The organism is Ornithinimicrobium sufpigmenti (genome assembly GCF_004322775.1).
Taxonomy (GTDB): Bacteria; Actinomycetota; Actinomycetes; order Actinomycetales; family Dermatophilaceae; genus Ornithinicoccus; species Ornithinicoccus sufpigmenti.
Genome location: NZ_CP036403.1, coordinates 1,778,870 through 1,795,189 on the forward strand (window position 1 = coordinate 1,778,870; position 16,320 = coordinate 1,795,189).

At 66.9% G+C, this 16,320-nt stretch carries 15 protein-coding genes and 1 pseudogene; 8 read left to right on the top strand and 8 right to left on the bottom strand.

Going from position 1 to position 16,320, the window contains the following annotated elements; all coding sequences use genetic code 11:
* Nucleotides 1-96: 96 nt before the first annotated feature.
* From ESZ52_RS19885 to ESZ52_RS08105, 3 genes are all read right to left on the bottom strand, one after another.
* Nucleotides 97-231 (bottom strand): hypothetical protein, encoded by a 135-nt coding sequence (locus tag ESZ52_RS19885; protein ID WP_272948409.1) that lies wholly within the window; start codon nt 229-231, stop codon nt 97-99.
* 174 nt (nt 232-405) lie between these two features.
* Nucleotides 406-1,905: a hypothetical protein gene (locus tag ESZ52_RS08100; RefSeq protein WP_131104484.1), complete on the bottom strand. Its 1,500-nt coding sequence runs from the start codon at nt 1,903-1,905 to the stop codon at nt 406-408.
* On the bottom strand, nt 1,902-2,252 hold the full coding sequence (locus tag ESZ52_RS08105) for a hypothetical protein (protein WP_131104485.1): 351 nt from the start codon (nt 2,250-2,252) through the stop codon (nt 1,902-1,904). The genes ESZ52_RS08100 and ESZ52_RS08105 overlap by 4 nt, the downstream gene beginning before the upstream one ends.
* A 271-nt stretch (nt 2,253-2,523) precedes the next feature.
* Between ESZ52_RS08105 and ESZ52_RS08110 the strand changes: the two genes are divergently transcribed.
* Entirely contained in the window at nt 2,524-3,420 is an 897-nt protein-coding gene (locus ESZ52_RS08110) for a hypothetical protein (RefSeq protein WP_131104486.1), read from the top strand.
* 625 nt (nt 3,421-4,045) lie between these two features.
* Here the strand turns inward: ESZ52_RS08110 and ESZ52_RS08115 are convergent.
* Together ESZ52_RS08115 and ESZ52_RS08120 are read right to left on the bottom strand one after the other, a co-directional pair.
* Nucleotides 4,046-4,735: a hypothetical protein gene (locus tag ESZ52_RS08115; RefSeq protein WP_131104487.1), complete on the bottom strand. Its 690-nt coding sequence runs from the start codon at nt 4,733-4,735 to the stop codon at nt 4,046-4,048.
* 339 nt (nt 4,736-5,074) lie between these two features.
* A complete protein-coding gene (locus tag ESZ52_RS08120) occupies nt 5,075-5,416 on the bottom strand; it encodes a histone-like nucleoid-structuring protein Lsr2 (RefSeq protein WP_181009883.1) in 342 nt (113 codons plus the stop codon).
* Between the two features lie 337 nt (nt 5,417-5,753).
* On the opposite strand from ESZ52_RS08120, the gene ESZ52_RS20095 reads away from it, so the two are divergent.
* The 5 genes and pseudogenes from ESZ52_RS20095 to ESZ52_RS08140 all read left to right on the top strand — a co-directional run bounded on the left by ESZ52_RS20095 (nt 5,754) and on the right by ESZ52_RS08140 (nt 10,790).
* Nucleotides 5,754-5,999 carry a TraR/DksA family transcriptional regulator gene (locus ESZ52_RS20095; protein ID WP_202865427.1) on the top strand — a complete coding sequence of 82 codons (246 nt, stop codon included), beginning with the start codon at nt 5,754-5,756 and terminating at the stop codon, nt 5,997-5,999.
* A gap of 791 nt (nt 6,000-6,790) precedes the next feature.
* The gene (locus tag ESZ52_RS08130; protein ID WP_131104489.1) at nt 6,791-9,112 is read left to right on the top strand and encodes a hypothetical protein; all 2,322 of its coding nucleotides are present in this window, start codon (nt 6,791-6,793) and stop codon (nt 9,110-9,112) included.
* 46 nt (nt 9,113-9,158) lie between these two features.
* A pseudogene (locus ESZ52_RS20100) lies at nt 9,159-9,278 on the top strand (IS3 family transposase); the annotation flags it as partial.
* Between the two features lie 157 nt (nt 9,279-9,435).
* The gene (locus tag ESZ52_RS08135; protein WP_131104490.1) at nt 9,436-10,266 is read left to right on the top strand and encodes a hypothetical protein; all 831 of its coding nucleotides are present in this window, start codon (nt 9,436-9,438) and stop codon (nt 10,264-10,266) included.
* Between the two features lie 296 nt (nt 10,267-10,562).
* Nucleotides 10,563-10,790 carry a hypothetical protein gene (locus ESZ52_RS08140; protein WP_131104491.1) on the top strand — a complete coding sequence of 76 codons (228 nt, stop codon included), beginning with the start codon at nt 10,563-10,565 and terminating at the stop codon, nt 10,788-10,790.
* Nucleotides 10,791-11,023: 233 nt separating this feature from the next.
* On the opposite strand, the gene ESZ52_RS08145 is transcribed toward ESZ52_RS08140, so the two are convergent.
* On the bottom strand, nt 11,024-11,692 hold the full coding sequence (locus ESZ52_RS08145; RefSeq protein WP_131104492.1) for a GIY-YIG nuclease family protein: 669 nt from the start codon (nt 11,690-11,692) through the stop codon (nt 11,024-11,026).
* Between the two features lie 126 nt (nt 11,693-11,818).
* A complete protein-coding gene (locus ESZ52_RS08150; RefSeq protein ID WP_131104493.1) occupies nt 11,819-12,574 on the bottom strand; it encodes a DUF429 domain-containing protein in 756 nt (251 codons plus the stop codon).
* 83 nt (nt 12,575-12,657) lie between these two features.
* Between ESZ52_RS08150 and ESZ52_RS08155 the strand changes: the two genes are divergently transcribed.
* Nucleotides 12,658-13,419 (top strand): hypothetical protein, encoded by a 762-nt coding sequence (locus ESZ52_RS08155; RefSeq protein WP_131104494.1) that lies wholly within the window; start codon nt 12,658-12,660, stop codon nt 13,417-13,419.
* Between the two features lie 147 nt (nt 13,420-13,566).
* Here the strand turns inward: ESZ52_RS08155 and ESZ52_RS08160 are convergent, their stop codons facing one another.
* Complete coding sequence (locus ESZ52_RS08160) at nt 13,567-14,973, bottom strand: IS1380 family transposase (RefSeq protein ID WP_131104495.1); 1,407 nt, start codon at nt 14,971-14,973, stop codon at nt 13,567-13,569.
* Between the two features lie 323 nt (nt 14,974-15,296).
* Between ESZ52_RS08160 and ESZ52_RS08165 the strand changes: the two genes are divergently transcribed.
* Nucleotides 15,297-16,310 carry a uracil-DNA glycosylase gene (locus tag ESZ52_RS08165; RefSeq protein ID WP_202865428.1) on the top strand — a complete coding sequence of 338 codons (1,014 nt, stop codon included), beginning with the start codon at nt 15,297-15,299 and terminating at the stop codon, nt 16,308-16,310.
* Nucleotides 16,311-16,320 lie beyond the last annotated feature (10 nt).

Genomic DNA, 16,320 nt, shown 5'->3' on the forward strand with positions numbered 1-16,320 from the left:
AGCCTGCATCCGGGGTCACGACTACCGGGTGAGAGGGCAGCGAGGATGAGCTTGCCGAGCGCGGGCAAACACCGCTGTGGCTGGTGCGGGGTCCATCTAACCGCCGGCGAGTAGGTCAGGGTGGCGGGACATGAGGGCCTGGACCACCTCTTCGGCCGCGTAAGGGGTGACCACCATCGTGGTCAGGTTGTCGTCCCGGTCGATGTAGAACAGGCCGCCGGTGCCATGCATGGGACCGGGATGCCAGCCAGGGTCCAGGGCAGTCGCAGCGGTAGCCGTGGAGAGCTGATACAGACACGCCGCATGGGCCGGGTCGCTGACGGGGCCTGGCATGCTTAGGGGCGTGCCCGACTGCGGTAATTTCAGGCGCTACCGCGGCGCGCGGCGCAATCGGGCTGCCGTCGGTTAGCGGCCGGGGGTTGCGCTGTCGACGTTGCGGGGGATGGACGTCAAGTGTAGTCGTTCGTGGTCTTGGCTGCGGTCAAGCCGGGTGGTCGCGGGGTGGTGCCGGCTGGTCCAGCTGGAGGGGACGTGCATGGTTCCTGTCTTCTGGTCGCTGGCGGTCATGGTGGCGCGTAGGGCGGACCGGGTCGCGACAGCGGCCTGTCGTGCGGGCTCCTGGAGCAGGGGGCGAAGGACCTCGGGCAGTGGGACGGGTCTGCGGAGCAGGACGTCGCGGGGTGAGAGGACGGCGGTGTTGGCGGGGGTGGGCTGTGGCCATCCCTCGGGCAGAGCATGTGGGTTCTCCGCTGAGGGGATGAGCTGTCGGGTGAGGTCGTTTGCGGGTCGGGCGTTCACGGTGAGCTGGGCGTGCCGGGCGGTCTCGTGGAAGAGGTCGCCGATGCCGGCGGTGACAGCGTGGAATCGGTGCAGGGACCGCACCAAGCTGGCCATGTCGATGCGATCAGAGATGGTCTGGGTGTTGGCGGGACCGACCCGGTCGCGGGTCACCTCGCGCATGGCGTTGACCAGTTCCCAGGACGCCTCGCGTAGCTCGCTGGCAGGTGGGACCTGTGGGTGGTGCAGGTCGGCCCAGGCTGTGTTGGCGTGGCCCCAGCGTTCGGTCATGGTCTCGAGTGCGGGGGCGATGTCTTTGGTGAAGACGTCGGGGCGGACGAGCCCGGAGTCTGCTGCGGCGCGCCAGAGGCGGTGGGCGTGGATGGTTGCGGTGAACGCGGCGCCGGCGACCTGGGTCATCGCGTCGGGAGTGGGTGTACGGGTCAGGGCCTGGTGGGCGTGCACGTCCCAGGTCGCGATCGCGGTATCGAGGCGGGTGTCGTCCACGGGGTGGCGGTACCTGCCGTGCAGTGCGGTGGGGTAGTGGCCGTGCAGGTAGGAGTGGGTGAGCGCTTCGACGTCGGCGACCTGGTGCTGCAGCTCTTCGGCGGTGATGTTGTGGACCCGGAGCCGTGCGTCCCAGCGTTCGGCGTGGGCGGTGGCGGCCAGGGAGACGGTGATGGCGTGGGCGCTGACGTACAGGGTGTGCATGATGTTGATGCGGGCGGCGAATGCGTCCTGGGTCTGCCGTGCGGTCCACCGGGTTCCAGGTGAGCGCGCGAGTCTGTCGGCAGAGTCGATGAGACCGGCGGCGCGGGTGAACAGGTTGCCGATGTGGATCAGGGTGGTGTCGACCTGGTTGGCCTGGCCTGCGGCGCGGTGCAGGGTGCGGGCGGAGCGTTCCAGCTGGGTGATGATGTCGGTCCCGGTGCCGGGCAGGTCCGAACGTCGGGGGAGGCGGTTCCACAGGTCGGCGGCGCCTTCGACGACCTCTCCCCAGGCGCGGACCATCGCGCGGCCGTCGCGTTCGGGTGCGTCGTAGAGCAGGGCCCGGGCCAGCAGGTCGGCTCGGTCCATCAGTTCGCCGGTGCTGGGCGGGTAGATCGAGGGTGCCCGGCGGCGGCTCACGCCTGGTCCCGGATGGTGTCGATCAGCCGCACGACCAGGGTCGCTGCACCGGGGGGCAGCTGGTGGGCGGGCAGGGACCGGGTGGCGCGTTCGGCGGCCCTGGCCAGGTTCAGCGGGTCTGCCCCGGTCGCGGCCGGGACCTGGGATAGCAACCCGCGCACTGTCAGCGGCAGCAGCTCCAGTGCCTGCGTGTGAAGGCAGGTCAGCGCGAACGCCAGGTGCACCGTGTCGGGGTCGGTGGTGCTGCGTGCCCGGGCGGTGGCCTCGGCACGGGCCTGGGCGAGCAGGTGATGCACTTCCAGCAGCACTCCGACGGGCGTCGGGGGGCCCTCCTCGTCTGTGGTCATGGGGGGTCCTCCTGCGGGTTCGTCGGCTCCTTCCTTCGTGGGTAGGCCCAGTGGGGGTGTCGGTGCCGTGGCCTCTTCTCTGGCCGGGGATACCGGTGGTGTGGGCGAAGGGGTTGTGGACAACGTGGGCGGGGTGTCGGCGGTGGAGGGCATGGTGGTCATGACCCCGGAAGCGGACCGGCGGCCCGTGCGGGGTCCACGAACCGCGGCGGTTGCCGTGTGCGGGCGCTACCAGGGCAGTGGCTCAAGGAAGGTGAGGAGGTGGGGCCGGGTGGACGTCGTCTCTCGTGCGCGCACGGCCCGGGTGCGGGCCTTGGTCGTGCCGGTGGTGATGAGTGTGGGCCTATGGGTCGTGGCCGGTTCCTTGGCCCTGTCCGTGGTGGCGTGGCCGGTCCTGCTCGTCCCGGTGGGCCTCGCCGCCGTGGTGTGGGTGGCGGGGGTGGGGGAGCGGTGGGTCGCCGCATCAGTGCTGTTGGCCAGGAAGCCGCGGCTGCACCAACGGCACACGTTGGCTCCGGTAGCCCAGGTGCTCCTGGACTGCCGGGCCGGCGTGCCTGGTCTGGTACTGCTGGTGGGGCATGGGGGCCACGTGGGCGTGAGCGCGGTGGGCTCTCGGACGGTGGTGGTCACCCGGGGCCTGGTGGACGCGGTTGCCTCGGGCCGGTTGGGTCCGGTGACGGCGGCCGCACTGGTCGGCCACGAGCTGGGTGTGGTGCGGGCGGGGCTGACCCGGCGCCAGGTGGCTCTAACGGTCTTCCTGGCGCCGTGGTCGGTGTGGCTCGTGGTCGTCCTGGGCCTGTGGGAGGCCGCGGCCACGATCCTGCCTCGCCGGCTGATGGTCGCCTGCCTGGTGATCAACGGCGGTGTCGGACTCTGGCTTGGCGTGACTGTCCACCCAGCCCATCACGCCGGCGTGCTGTTCGTCAGTCTCGTGCTCTGGGCGTGGTGGGCGTTCACGTCCTGGGGACGGGCCCGTACCGATGTCGGCGACGCCTACCTGGTGCAGGTCGGGCTCGCCGCGGCGTACGCCGACTGGCTGATCGCCAACTGTGGTGACGACCACAGCCGGGACCGGGCCGTGACCCTGAAGCACCCCCACGTGGAAGGCAATTCACCCACCGGTCCGGTAGCGCCCTCACGTGACGTCCGCACGCCGGTGGCGCGCTGACCACGGCGGTAGCGACCGGGTAGCAGCCCACCCGCACACTGCGGGTACCGGTCAGGCGGCGCATGGAGAGGGCAGCCAGGGCCGAGCGGAGGTACACCCTCGAGTCGTCTCCTCCCAACTCGGGATCGCTGATGGCGCAGTCGGCCTTCCCCGGCTAGCCACTCCCCTGGGGGCTCTTCTGTAGGTGCCGCTACCCACCGGGGTTGGCCGGTGGCGCTGGTGTTGATCGTCGCCAGTATTTGTCCTGGTCGCACAGGGACGTCGCGGCCGGGCCCGACCGCGTGCGCTGCGGCGTGCAGCGACGTGGCTGCCACCGCCAGTGCTGCCCTCCCACGGACCGCGCCGATCGGTCGAGCCCGTACGTGTCCGGCACCCTTGCCGGTGGTGAGCCTGTCCGAGCAGGCGGCGGCGGGCAGCACCGGACTGTTGCAGGCGACGCCGTGGATCCTCGGGCTGTGGACGAAAAGACCCGCACACCTAACGCGTCGGGGGCCTGGTCCAGCAGCTCGGCCCCGGCGCCAGAATGTGCCGCAAGCGGGACACCTCGAGAAACGACCGGGCCACAGGCCCTCACCGGCCCGGTCGCCGGGCGGGAGGGGTCAACGGTTCCCTGTCCTGCGCTGGTTCACCGGGAGACAGCCATTGGCGGGGCCAATGCGCTGGGCGAGTGGTCGCGGTGGGCGCACATCCGCTTCCTGGCAGACGGGAGGAGGGTGTCCACCTGAGTGCCGATCCGGTCGGTGAGCACATGGGCGTGGTCCAGCTGATGGTCGATGTGCCGGGTCTGCCCCTGGGCGGTTTCCACCCGACCGGTGAACTGCTGGAGGCGCAGATCCCGCACGGTCCAGGCACCCGGTGGGTACGCCCGGCGGACCAGCTTGGCCACCCGTCGCAGGGCGCCGGTGGTGCGTGCCAGCAGTGACTGGGCCGCCTCCAAATCGCCCTGCAATGTGGAGAGCTGGCGGCGCAGCCGGATCGCTTCGAGCTGGTCTTGGGTGTCCTCGGCGGCGGGGACCTCGAGCAGGAGTCCGGCGGCCTTGACCCCCGCGAGGGCTTCCCGCATCCGGCGATCGACCCGCCCACCCGCAATGGCCCCGGCCTGGCAGGAGGTGATCACGCCCCGGACGGCCTCACCCGGCGTGAGGCCATCGACCTGCAGTTCGGTGCCCAACCTGAGGCATAGGTCCGCGTCCAGCACGTCAAGTCGCATCCGCGACAGCTCCCAACGAGCCTGCGGCAGCACCCGCGCCACATGGTTCAGCACCCCCCGGGCCTCGGCCAGTTCCACCGCATCCGCCCTGCTGTGCTCATCCACGACAGACCACCCCCCGGACAGCATGTACAGCTGAGTGGCCCGGCTGGCTCGCGCAGCCTCGCGCCTTGTGGGCTCCGGGCTTCACCGACACCCTCCGCCCTCCTGGAGGCGTGTGCCTCAGTGTCGGTTGACCTACCGGCGGGGCGGGTGCCATGTCATCCGTCATGTCCTGCTCCCTTGCTCGACACCCCCACCTGGCGGGTCAGGGCCATCTGGGCACCACATGCGGGACAGTGACCGGCGCGGGGTCCACCAGCCTCCAACAAGCGGTGGGCCCTAGGCGCAGTGCGACGGCTGCGGCCCCCGGCAGCCGAGGCTGCCGGGGCTGCGGTGACGGTGTCAGGACCTGTGGGCGGCCTCCCATTTCTCAACCAAGTCCTGGGAGAGTCGGCCCCGCTGGGGGTAGTCGATGCCCTGCTCGGTCGCCCATGCCTTGATGGCCTTGGTCTGGGAGGGGTCACGACGGGTGGTGCTGCCCGCCCCGCTCTGGCGGCGGCCACCGACGCGACGGCCGGCGTCTACGTACTTCTGGATCGTGCTGGCGAACACATCGGACTCGGTCTGGGAGAGATCGATTTCGTAGTCCGCGCCGAGGAACCCGAACTTGACGGTCTGGCCGTCCTCACCGAGTTCTTCGCCGGACAGGTCCGAGATCAGGATCGTCTTCATCTTCTGCGCCACGGTGACTCCTACAGGGTTGGGTGGATCGCAACGCCTCATCGTAGACGGCGATTCACTGCCCCCCGCCCACAATTTTCTCAGCGCCCGATCGTCTCTGGAATAGTGAGAGCTCCGAGTTGCTTGAACGGCGCATCACGTCCCCCACCTTTGACCCAGACCAGGGAGCAGCCTTCGAAGGAGCCGCTGCGCCATCTCAGCCAGGAGCACGCAGCCCTGGCGCGACTCTGGCGCCTGACTGCCGACATGACAATGCTTGGCGAGGCTCCGCGGGACTCCAACTGATGAGCACGATCCCGAAGGGCAAACGACCGCCTTCGAGCGCGCCCAGCTGGCGGCCATGACCGACCAGGCACGGGAACATCTGAAGGAAGCGGACGCTGCGCCCGAACGCCTCACGGACGCGACGTACGGGATCTGCGAGCACTGCCATACGCCCATCAACCCGGCCCGGCTGGGAACAAGACCAACCGTACGTACCTGCGTCCAGCACGCACCAACCCGTGGCAGCCAGGCCATGACTGCCACGCCGAGCCAGGGGCCGAATTTGCCCCACGACCAGCCACCCATGACCACAGGGATATGACCCCGCGCGGGAAGACAAGATGCCAGTGGTCAGAGCTGCGGTCTGGCGGACAGTCCCGGGGAGTGCGTCACTAGCGGCGGAACGACGCACAGAGGGTGACTCACCCCACGGCAGCGTCGGGCGCTGCGGCGTCCCCGAGCTGCAAGACCGCACGCGCAAAGGGGCAACGCCGGGGCTGGTGTCCGACATCCTCGGACGCCGAGCGAACTACCGGTGTGCGCGCCTACAGTGTTAGCGACCAGCTACTCGTCGAGCACGGAGAGACCTCATGCCACCCGCCCCCACGTGTGCAGCGTGCATCCAGCTCAACAGGTGGCGAGCCCCGCGGGAGTCCGTCACCGTGATCGCTGGCATCCCACTGTGTAAGGAGCATCTCGATGAAGCGCATCGTGATGCAACATCGGCGGCAGGTCGCTTCCTCAAGAGCATGAGCCATCTCACCCGGGAGTAGCACCGCCAGTCTTGGGAGGTCGGGTTCGGCCGCGCCGACAACTCGCGGGAGCGTTGACACTTCTTGGCTCCTCGCAAGATGCGTCGACCAGGCACCCAGTCGACTGGCGGCGGTAAGACTTAGGTCCCCGGGCCGCAGACGCAACTCGCCCTCAAGGCGCGTTGTCGGTGGCTCGTCCTAGCATCCGGCCAAGGGTTCTGATCGGGAGGTCGTGCGGATGTCTGGACGCCGTGATCCACTTCGGCGTGTCGTGGGTTCGTTGGATCGATCCGACCTCGGGGATCCCGTTCACGAACTTAGACTCTTCCGAGGCTGCGGGTCGATCTTTGATGTCCGTGCGGTGCTCCGTGAGCAGGTGGAGGCCGAGGTGGCCCTCATGTCGCTAGCGGTGGCGGACGCAGACGCATTCGATGTCATCGAGCTAATGCGGATGCGAGAGTTCCCGCCCGTCCCTGACCCAAGCGTCGTAGTGGGGGACGGGACAGCCTTGGCAGTCGAGATCGTCACGGCCGTCCTACTAGCAAGGACATCCCGCAAGCCGGACCCCACTCCACGGATCGACACCCGACCACACGAGAAGATCGAGGAGCTCCACCAGAGAGCACGACGCTTGGCACGCCTGGCGACTTACTGCCACCAGTACGAGGCGCACTTCAGCGAAGACCCGCTGGCGCACCTTGCCGCCGAGTACCGATCCGGCGTTCTGAACATCCGGAACATGCAGTACGACACCGTCCGTGACGACCACGAGGCTCAACTGCTCGGCCACCCCATCGTCGCTGAGATGATGCGCAACCACCTCGGGTACACGTACTCCGACGTAATAGCGGTACGCGAGGCGATGGGTCAGATCGCCGGTGACCGAATGACAAAGTTGCGAGACGGCAGCGGGGACATCCTCATGCGGTACCCCGACACTCCGCCCGAAGAAGTCCCCGCCCATGAGGTTCAGGCATTCATGGACCTGCTCATCCCTTTCATGTTCCTCCCCGCCGACAGGGCAGTCATCCGCGCAGACGCGGTCGCTGAAGAGGCAGGCCTGACGTCCGAAACCGCCGAAGCTGTGCTGGCTTCGTACGCTCAGTCCTTCGATGACGCCCACCCGGCAGGCAGGCGGGTCTACGACATGCTGGTCGGGGAGAACCCCTTCCTTACCACGCCCCTAGTCTCCGACGGCGATGGCAACTTCGTGGCGACCACGAACGACGTGGGGTTGGACTCGCTCCGCCGCATCTTTGAGGCCGCACTGCCGCGGAATTCGAACGAAGTCCGTCGTTACGACAAGAAGGTGCGTCAAGTTGTAACCGAACGTCTCGCGATCGAGCACCTTGAATCCATCCTTCGCACCCCACGCTCACACGAAGGATTCAAGTATTTCGCACCTCTCGGGGACGGAGCCGTCTCCGCACTGAGCGCTGAGTGCGCAGAGCTGAATCGGGTTGGGAAGCTAGTCGAGGGAGACGGGCTCTTCCTGATCGATGACGTTGCGATCTGCGTAGAGGTCAAAGGCAAGTCGATAGCCGCCCAAGCTCGCCGAGGCGACGTCCGGCGTCTGTCTCGCGATCTGAAGTCGACCATCGGTGACGCTTCCGACCAGACCCTGAGGCTGCAGAGCCTCATCGAAACCAACGGGGGGCTGTGGTTGGAAGGCTGCACATGGTTGGATCTCAGCCACATCCGAGAGGTGCGGTCGGTAGTCGCCCTCTTGGACGACATCGGGCCCCTCGGCACTGCCATCGGCGAGCTGCAACGGGTCGGGGTTGTCCCAGAAGTGCGTCCACCTTGGATCACGTCTCTGCACGACCTCGCCACCATCGCGGAGGTCTGCGATCGCCCGGGAGAGTTTCTCCTCTACCTCAGGCGCCGCACGGACAGTGGGGTGACGACCCACTACCGGGCGGCCGATGAACTCGACCTTTACATGCTGTTTCGCAGCGGGGGCCTCTACGTCGAGCCGGATCCCGATCAGACTAGGTTCGAGATTCCTTCTGCGCCTCCGGCCAAGCGCCGTGACCGGCGCAAGCACGCCCAAGAGGCCGTCGGCACCTTGGTCGCGGACCACTGTTGGGAGCTCAACGCCTGGATGCAACGGCACCAGTTCGAGGAGCACAACGCACAACCGACCAAGCCGACCTTCAACACCGCCAGCCGGCTGGTGCCGCTCATCGATGTCCTGACCGAGCAGCGTCCTCCGGGCTGGCTTCGCAGCACTGCCGACCTCCTCGGGCTGGCCGGCGAGACTCAGACGAAGATCGCCAAGACAGTAGCCGAGTTGGGACGTATGACCCGCCGAGACGGTCAGTACCACGAGGTGGTCCTTTCGTTCGCCGGGCTGTGGGGGCACCCGACCCTGTTCGCGGCCACCAGGCCGCGAAACGCAGAGCTGGCCGCGGTTCGAGAACGTCTTCTGACGTACATGCGAGCAAAGCGGTATCAGTTGCGCTCGGACCGCGCCCTGGGCTTGCTGTTCGACGAACGCCTCAACCTCGAACACGCCTTCTACCTCAATGCGCCTCACGTCGACAGCCCGGACCTAGATGCGGTGGTCGAGGCCATGCAACTCCAGCCCATCGGGGACAAGACTCTCCCACCGATGCCGCCCTCTGCCCGTCGACCCACCAAACGGCTACGCGGCAAGAGCGCCAAACGCTCGAAGCGTTGAGTACGCGGTTCGGACCCGCGCGACAAGAGCAGACAACGGATTGGGTCTGCTGCAGACGCACGTCCTCACCCAGCAACGGTGGGCAACACGTCAGGAACTGCGGCTCGCGATCGTCGTCTGGATCGAACGGAAGTATCACCGCCAACGAACCCAGGACACACGCGGCGGTAGGTCGCAGCCCCCACCGCGCGACCGCCACTCCCCGCAGACCGCGTCATGCTTCTCTGCGTCAGCGGCCGAGAACAATCTGACTCGTCAGGTCAGTGCTACCCAGAGCAGGTAGCGTGCTGACCCTGCCGCAGCGAGTGCATCGGAGGGGCTAGGTGGAGCGAGATCCGTGGGACTACCCGGAGTGGCACGGCTTCAATCGGGAGACCTCTCTCGCGGCCGGTCTGATTTGCGCGGGAGTTAACTCGATCGGACGGGCAAACTACGCGGATCTCGGTGACTACTACGTCGCGCTGTTCGGGCTCGCGAATGGAATTGAGCGTCTCGGGAAGTTAATCTGGGTTGTCGACTTCCGCACTACGCAGGGTCGATCACCGACTGACGGAGAACTCAGGAAGCTGGGTCACAAGCTTCCAGAAATCGTGAACGCCGTTCGAGCGATCGATCGAAAGTGCGGGCTGAATCTCAAGTACCCGTATCCTGACGACGACATGACTAGGGCCGTGCTGGACGCGCTCACGATGTTCGCAGACGCTTCGCGAGGACGCTATGCAAACTTCGAGACGATCAGCGGAGCGAGCAGTCCGCATGATCCCGTCATCTACTGGTGGAGCCATGTCGTCGAACCGATCTTGGCCACGCATTTTCACGGGACAGAACGGCAGAAGCGGGCTCGGCGCGATGCAGCCATCGTTGACGCGCTCATCGGTAAGGACTCGATCGTCTTCCACCTGGACGAGAGCGGCAATCGCATCAGCGACGTCGCGCGGGGAAGTTACCGGACATCAGAGAACGAGCTGGCGCAAAAGTACGGGCGCTTCTACACGCTGAGGATTGTCAGGTGGATGAGCGAGGTCTTCGCCAAACTCACGGCACCGATCTCCGGGCCGAACGGCGACCCTGCATTGTTCGGTCACCACGAGGTCGTGGGGACCTTTGTCGCTCCTGACCACTATTTGCGGAACCGAAAGCGATGGCCGCTTTGAGCGCTTATCGTGGGACCCCCAAATAGGCAGCCCGGTGAGCGAGTCCAATAGCTTCGCTGGTCGCCAACAATCCCGGCGCTCGGGACGCTTGCGGACCGGATTTACCGCGGCTCATGTCGCTTCGCTTCGGAAAGCTTCACCATCCGCTCACCGGCGTAGCGCTCGAAAAGCTCGTTGACCCGAGGTTGCGGATGTAGAGCTCGACGTGTGCTCGTTGTATCCCCACCAATGGGTTCAACCCGTTGGTCTCCCACCAGGTGAACCAGCGGGCCAGTTGTGTCCGGTAGATAGCGTGGGTGGCTCCGGAGTACCGGGCGAGGCACGAGACAGCCGCGAGCTGTGCGGGGCTCATCGAGGACGGCTGGAACGGCAGTGTCGCCGTGGGGCTGGTCGCGGTGGACATGGTCGCCTCCTGCGGCGACCTGGATCCGGGCCAAGTCGGTGCCCGCCGCCAGCGCGACGAGGCTGTCGACGGCCGGGACGCTACGCCGAACCCAGGACCCCATGCGGTCGCGGCGGATTGACGCGGGTCGCCTGGTTAGCCAGCCCATGGGCACAGGACACGTCCCTCATGATCGCTTCCGAGTACAAAGTCAGTTTCTGTTGTGTCCCAACGACCGCGCATGGAGCACGTCCTTCCAGTACGACTCACGTTGCAGGATGTGGCCGTCGTCGGTACGCATCGACCAGTACTCGAGGAGTGCAAACCGCATGTTTGTCCGGTAGTACTCATCGCCCATCTTCTCGAGGTGCGCCTTCAATCCGGCGTTGCCACCGTGCAGCGTGGTCGCATAGGTCGTCTAGTCCAGCGTTGCCAGATGCCTGTGTCGCCGTACGCGGAGCCGACATACCGCTGCCCGGTCTGCTTGTCGTGGATGACGTACACGCCCTTCATGCTCTCCAACGCGATCCGCCAGTCAGCCCGAGCCTGGGTGACGACCGCCTGAAGGTCGGCGAGGCTGTGATTGATCCGATCGTGCCCCGGGAAGGGGTCACCGGCGAACGGTTCCTCGAGGATCGACGAGACCGTCATCGCGGGTAGGGCAGTCTCCATCTTCTGGCGAATGTTCCGCCCCGACCTCTTTTGGCGGACCCAGAGGCGGCGGATGAACGGGCCCAGCAGGTCCTCTCGGAGCGCCACCGTGTACGAATGTGCCTGCTGTTCGGACCTTCGTTCCAGGACCTCCCAGATCCCGCCGAAGAGCCAGAGGGTCGCGTCGTGCTTGTCCTGGGCCATCGAGAAGATGAATTCGCGATTGAAGTCGTTCTTGACGCTTCGCCATGAGTTCCACTCCTGCCATTCCTCGTGGTTGGTCGCTAGAACGTCAATCGGATGCTTGATCTGGCTCCAGACGGCGAAGTGGACCTTGTGCTGCTTCGGATCGAAGCCCTGGGGCAGCAGACACGTCAGCGGGATGGCCTCCATGAGGAGACCCTAGCCGGGTGGAGATCGCGAAGATGATGGCTAGATCGCGGCGCTACAACGCCCTCCCTGACACGCTTTGACCTGGACACCGGCCAGCGTTCGCAAGCGGCCGGGGTAGTGACTGGGTCAGTCGGTCTGCACCAGCAACTCGCGGTGTTCGCAGCTGACGTGGATCCACCCCTCTCGCCGTGCCGCCGCGACTTCGTCGTCCGGCGGACCAATGGTCAGTTCGAGGTCGCGTGCCCTGGCAACCAGGGCGCACACGACGGCGTCGCACACGTCGTCGCTGACAAACCGGGAGAGTAGGTTTTTGTCGGCGGTGAGGAACGCGAAGTTGGACTGCAGCTCGGACCAGGTCTGCTTCGCCTTGCCGAGGCCCCACGCGGCCAAGGCCGCTGATGGATAGGTCTCGCACACCGTTCCATCTAGGCCCGCGCGGTCGACCCGGACACCGAGGGAGACCAACTGTGCCTCGACCAGCACCCACATCGCAGCGGTCGCCCCGAGCAATTGGAACGACGCTGGGAGGGGGCGCGTCTTGATGTGAGGATCGTCAGTCAAGAACCGATCAGTGCGCCGCTGCGCGACCTCCCGGGTCCGCCACTTTTCCCAGGCCGCTGCAGCGGGCATGGCATGGGCGGGCAGCGGCGCGTGGTGTCGATCAGCCATGAGTGCGACGAACAGGTCTGGCCATCCGAATGGTACGTCGACGGCCCATCTGTTCGTCTTGTGCTCGGCGATCAGGGGCGCGATGTCTGTTGCGGGGAGTGGGTGGCGTACGTCGACGACGCGCGCCTCGCCGGGGTTGGACCAGTCGATGGCGACGGCGGCTGTCTTGGTCTTGTTCGTGGAGACGTCGAGCCCCCAGCTGAGCGCGCTCATGGGCACATTCTCCTTGCTCGGCGGATATTCGCGACCGGCCAGTCGCGGCGGTATGACGCAAGACAAGCAGGCATGCTTGACGCGTGAGCAACGATCTGATGGACAAGCTGTATCAGTGGCTCGAGGACAGTGGGCGCGCGCTCGAACTGCGCGCCGCGAGGTCCCTCGTGGGCACACCCGGCTGCAGGATGGCTCTTCCCGCGTACCAGTACGAGGACGGGTTGACACAGAAGCAGCGTGAGGGAGACGTAATGGCCCTCTTTGGAGGCCCGAACCTGTCAAGGACACTCAGCACCTCCTTCCGACTTGCTGTCGAGTGCAAGTCCGGACGCGACAAGCCCTGGATCGCCTTCTATGACCAGCGCCGCTCCATGCACCCTGCCAAACTCAACGACTGGTGGCTGCCGTGCGGGAAGGACTGGACCGAGGATCTGCATGTCAAGGTCGTCGGGGCGTTCGAATGGGAAAATGGCCTCCTCACAGACCGGCTAGCCTCGCACACGGTGTCCGCGCTGGGGAAAGAATCCATCAACAGCGCTCAGGATGCCGTCATGCAGGCGATGAGCTTTGCTCGAGCACTCGCGGAAAAGGGGGCGCTAACCCTAGTTGGCGACAACACCAGTACGGTCCTGGGCGGCGTCATGCCCGTGGTAGTAACCCAGGCGCCGCTGTTCGCGTGCGAGCTGGGCCACGACAACCAGCCGACTCTGACTGCCGTAGAGCGGTTCGACGTCTCTGTCCAGTTTGGCAAGTCTCCGCGACGACGCGTCTACGTCGTGTCCGAGGCGGGTCTCGCCAAGTTCGCACGGTCCCTGGGGCGCGCCTTGGACCGCGTGACTGACTAAGCCTCGATCCACCGACTGACTTTGGTAAGTAGGGCGTCGCGGGCAGGGCGGGCGACTCTGAGGAGCGGGCATGGGTGGTCTCCCGACCTCGCTGTCGGGGTGTTCCACGTGCAGGTTCCTGGGGTCGTGCCGTCGCCGGCCGGGTGGTCAGGTCGTGGCCGGCAGGGGTGGTCCGCAGACGGTGGCGAAGAGTCGCTTCCAGGCTTGTTGCCAGGGCCAGTTCGTGGGCAGGTGCAGGCGGAGTCGCCGGGCCGAGGACGCTGCCCGTGCGGGCACGGCGACCAGGGTCCGGCGGATCGTGGCGGTGGTCGCCCGGGCCAGCTGGGGCCCGGTCAGGGTGGCGGCGGCGCGGGTGAGGTTGAACGCGATCACCGCCAGCACCAACCAGGCGGCGTTCGCGGCGAACTTGCCCGAGGGCGGGTGCGCCAGGGCCGAGTTCTTCAGGTCGGCGTTGACGTTCTCGATGATGGCGTGGGCGCGGTGGGTCTTGTCCGCGGCGACGGTGCCGAGCACGTCGGGGTCGGTGGTGGTGAAGAACGCGTGGAAGCGCCAGGTGTCGAACAGCTGGTCCGGGCCCTCACCCTTCCTGGGGTTCAGGTCAGGGATGCGGCGCACGACCAGGCGGCCGGGCACGTGCCGGGAGCGGGCCTGGGCGGTGAACGCGGTGAAGGGGATCTCGGCGACCTCGGCGCGGGAGATCCACGCCCCGGTGGTCTCGTCCTTGATCGCGTCGGTGTACTCGATCGGGGTCCACGCCTGCTCGGTAATGGTGGCGATCGCGGCCTTGATGTTGCTGGTCAGCCGCACGGTGACCGACACCTGCGCTCCGGCGCGGACGGCGGCACCGAGGGTGGGGTGTCCGTAGAACGCGGAGTCCGCGCGGACCAGCACCGGTCTGCTCACCTGGTTGCTGTTGCGCATCCTGGCCACGGTCGCCAGGGCGTCGGCGATGAGGCGGTCCGCGCCGCGCGGGGAGCCGACCGAGCCCTTGCGCAGCCGTTGGGCCACGATCACCGGGGCAGCCTGGTCGGTGCTCACGGTGGCCAGCAGCGCGTTCAGCCCGCGCACCTTGCTGTACCCGAACCCGGCGCCCTGCTTGGCGTACCCGTGGACCTCGATGATGGTGTCGTCCACGTCGAGGACGGCGTACTCACCGATGCCCTTGACCACCGGGGTGGTGCAGGAAAGGTTGACCAGGACCCGGGAGGCGACGGCGTCCAGCTGGCGGACGTGGCCGAAGGTGAACGCCCGCAGGAACGAGCCCAGGGTGGAGGGCGCGTAGCACCCGGCGAAGACCTTCTTCATCGCGCCGTGGCGAAGTAGCGCCATGTTGTCGATGCTGTCCGCGCCGGCGGCCATGCCGGCGACCAGCGCGGCCACCTTCGCCCCCGCGTTGGCGCCCTTGTCCGTGGGCACGCTCAGATGCTCCTTAGCCAGCTCACCCAGGCCGGCGTGGTCGGCCAGGCCCATCACCGGCACCAGCCCCGCGGCCGACACCAGGTTCGGGTCGTCGAACAGCGCCGAGCCAGCCGTGAACCTGTGAGAGAGTTTCATCCCAGAGATGCCCTTCCGGGTCGGAGTGTTGGAACAGTCGCAAGTCCCAACCTCCCAGTACGGGAGGGCATCTCCGTGTTACGGCACGCTCAGACCCTCAAGCCCATCGGTGGATCGAGGCTAAGACCCGGTCCCCCCTACCAGTCCGCTTGCTCTTCGCCGAGCGCACACGCAGCCTCTCGCGGCGGAATGACGCACCCGGAACAACCGACTCGGTTGGGGGCCGTCGCGACAGGGGCCACCGCGATGAGAAGTACAGGGGGGTGGCAGTGTCGGTGCGGTGCGCCATGATCGGGGTAGACGCGAAGTGAGAGGGAGAGATCGTGATCAGCGCACAGGCAGCGAAGAAGCAGGCGAGCGCGTACTTGCGCGATGAGGGGTCGGGCCTGTCGGCGGTTCACGCCTCCCGGGACAAGAAGCACGGTGTCTGGGTGGTCGGTTACCGCGACCCGAAGCAACCGGACGAGACGCTGGACGGGGGCGCACTGGTCGTCACGGACGAGGGTGAGGTCCACAGCATCGGATCGACACCCGATGCGGTGGACCATCTCATGGAGTCGCTGGGGCGGGGCCCCTGGGGGGCGGAGGAAGGCGTGTGGTCACGCGAGGACGAGAGCCTCGCGCTGCTTGCCGACGAGGACACTGAGGAGGCGGCAGGTCTGGTGGCACTTGCCGCCTCGCGCCGTCCGTGGCCGGCCGTGCTGGGCGAAGAGCTCGAGAAGCCGTACTTCAGGGAGCTCATGCGGTTCATCGACCTAGAGCGGCTTCGCGGTGCTGTCTACCCGCCGCCGGGCGACATGTTCGCGGCCTTCCACCTGACCCCGTACGAGAAGGTCAAAGTAGTCATCCTCGGGCAGGACCCCTACCACCAGCCGGACCACGCGAGCGGCCTCTGCTTCTCGGTCCCCCGCGACATCGCCAGGCTCCCAACGTCCTTGCGGAATATCCAAGCCGCGATGGTTCGCGACGGGTTCACCCCGCCACCCCACGGAGACTTGACCAGTTGGGCGCGGCAGGACGTCTTGCTCCTTAACACCGCACTCACCGTGCGTGACGCCGAGCCCAACTCGCACGCGAAGGAGTGGCGCGAGTTCACCGCTGCGGTGATCACCAAGCTCAACGAGCGACGACGTCCCATCGTCTTCGTCCTCTGGGGCAACCCCGCACAGAGCACGCGGGACCTGATCGACGAGGACCGACACGAGGTCATCACCGCCCCGCACCCGTCCGCGCGGGGACTCGCCCAAACGCAGTTCCGCGAGGCAGGGACCTTCGCGGAGGTCAACCGTCGGCTCAAGGCCCTCGACGCGGGAGATGTCGACTGGGGCATCGCATGAGCCCCTCCAG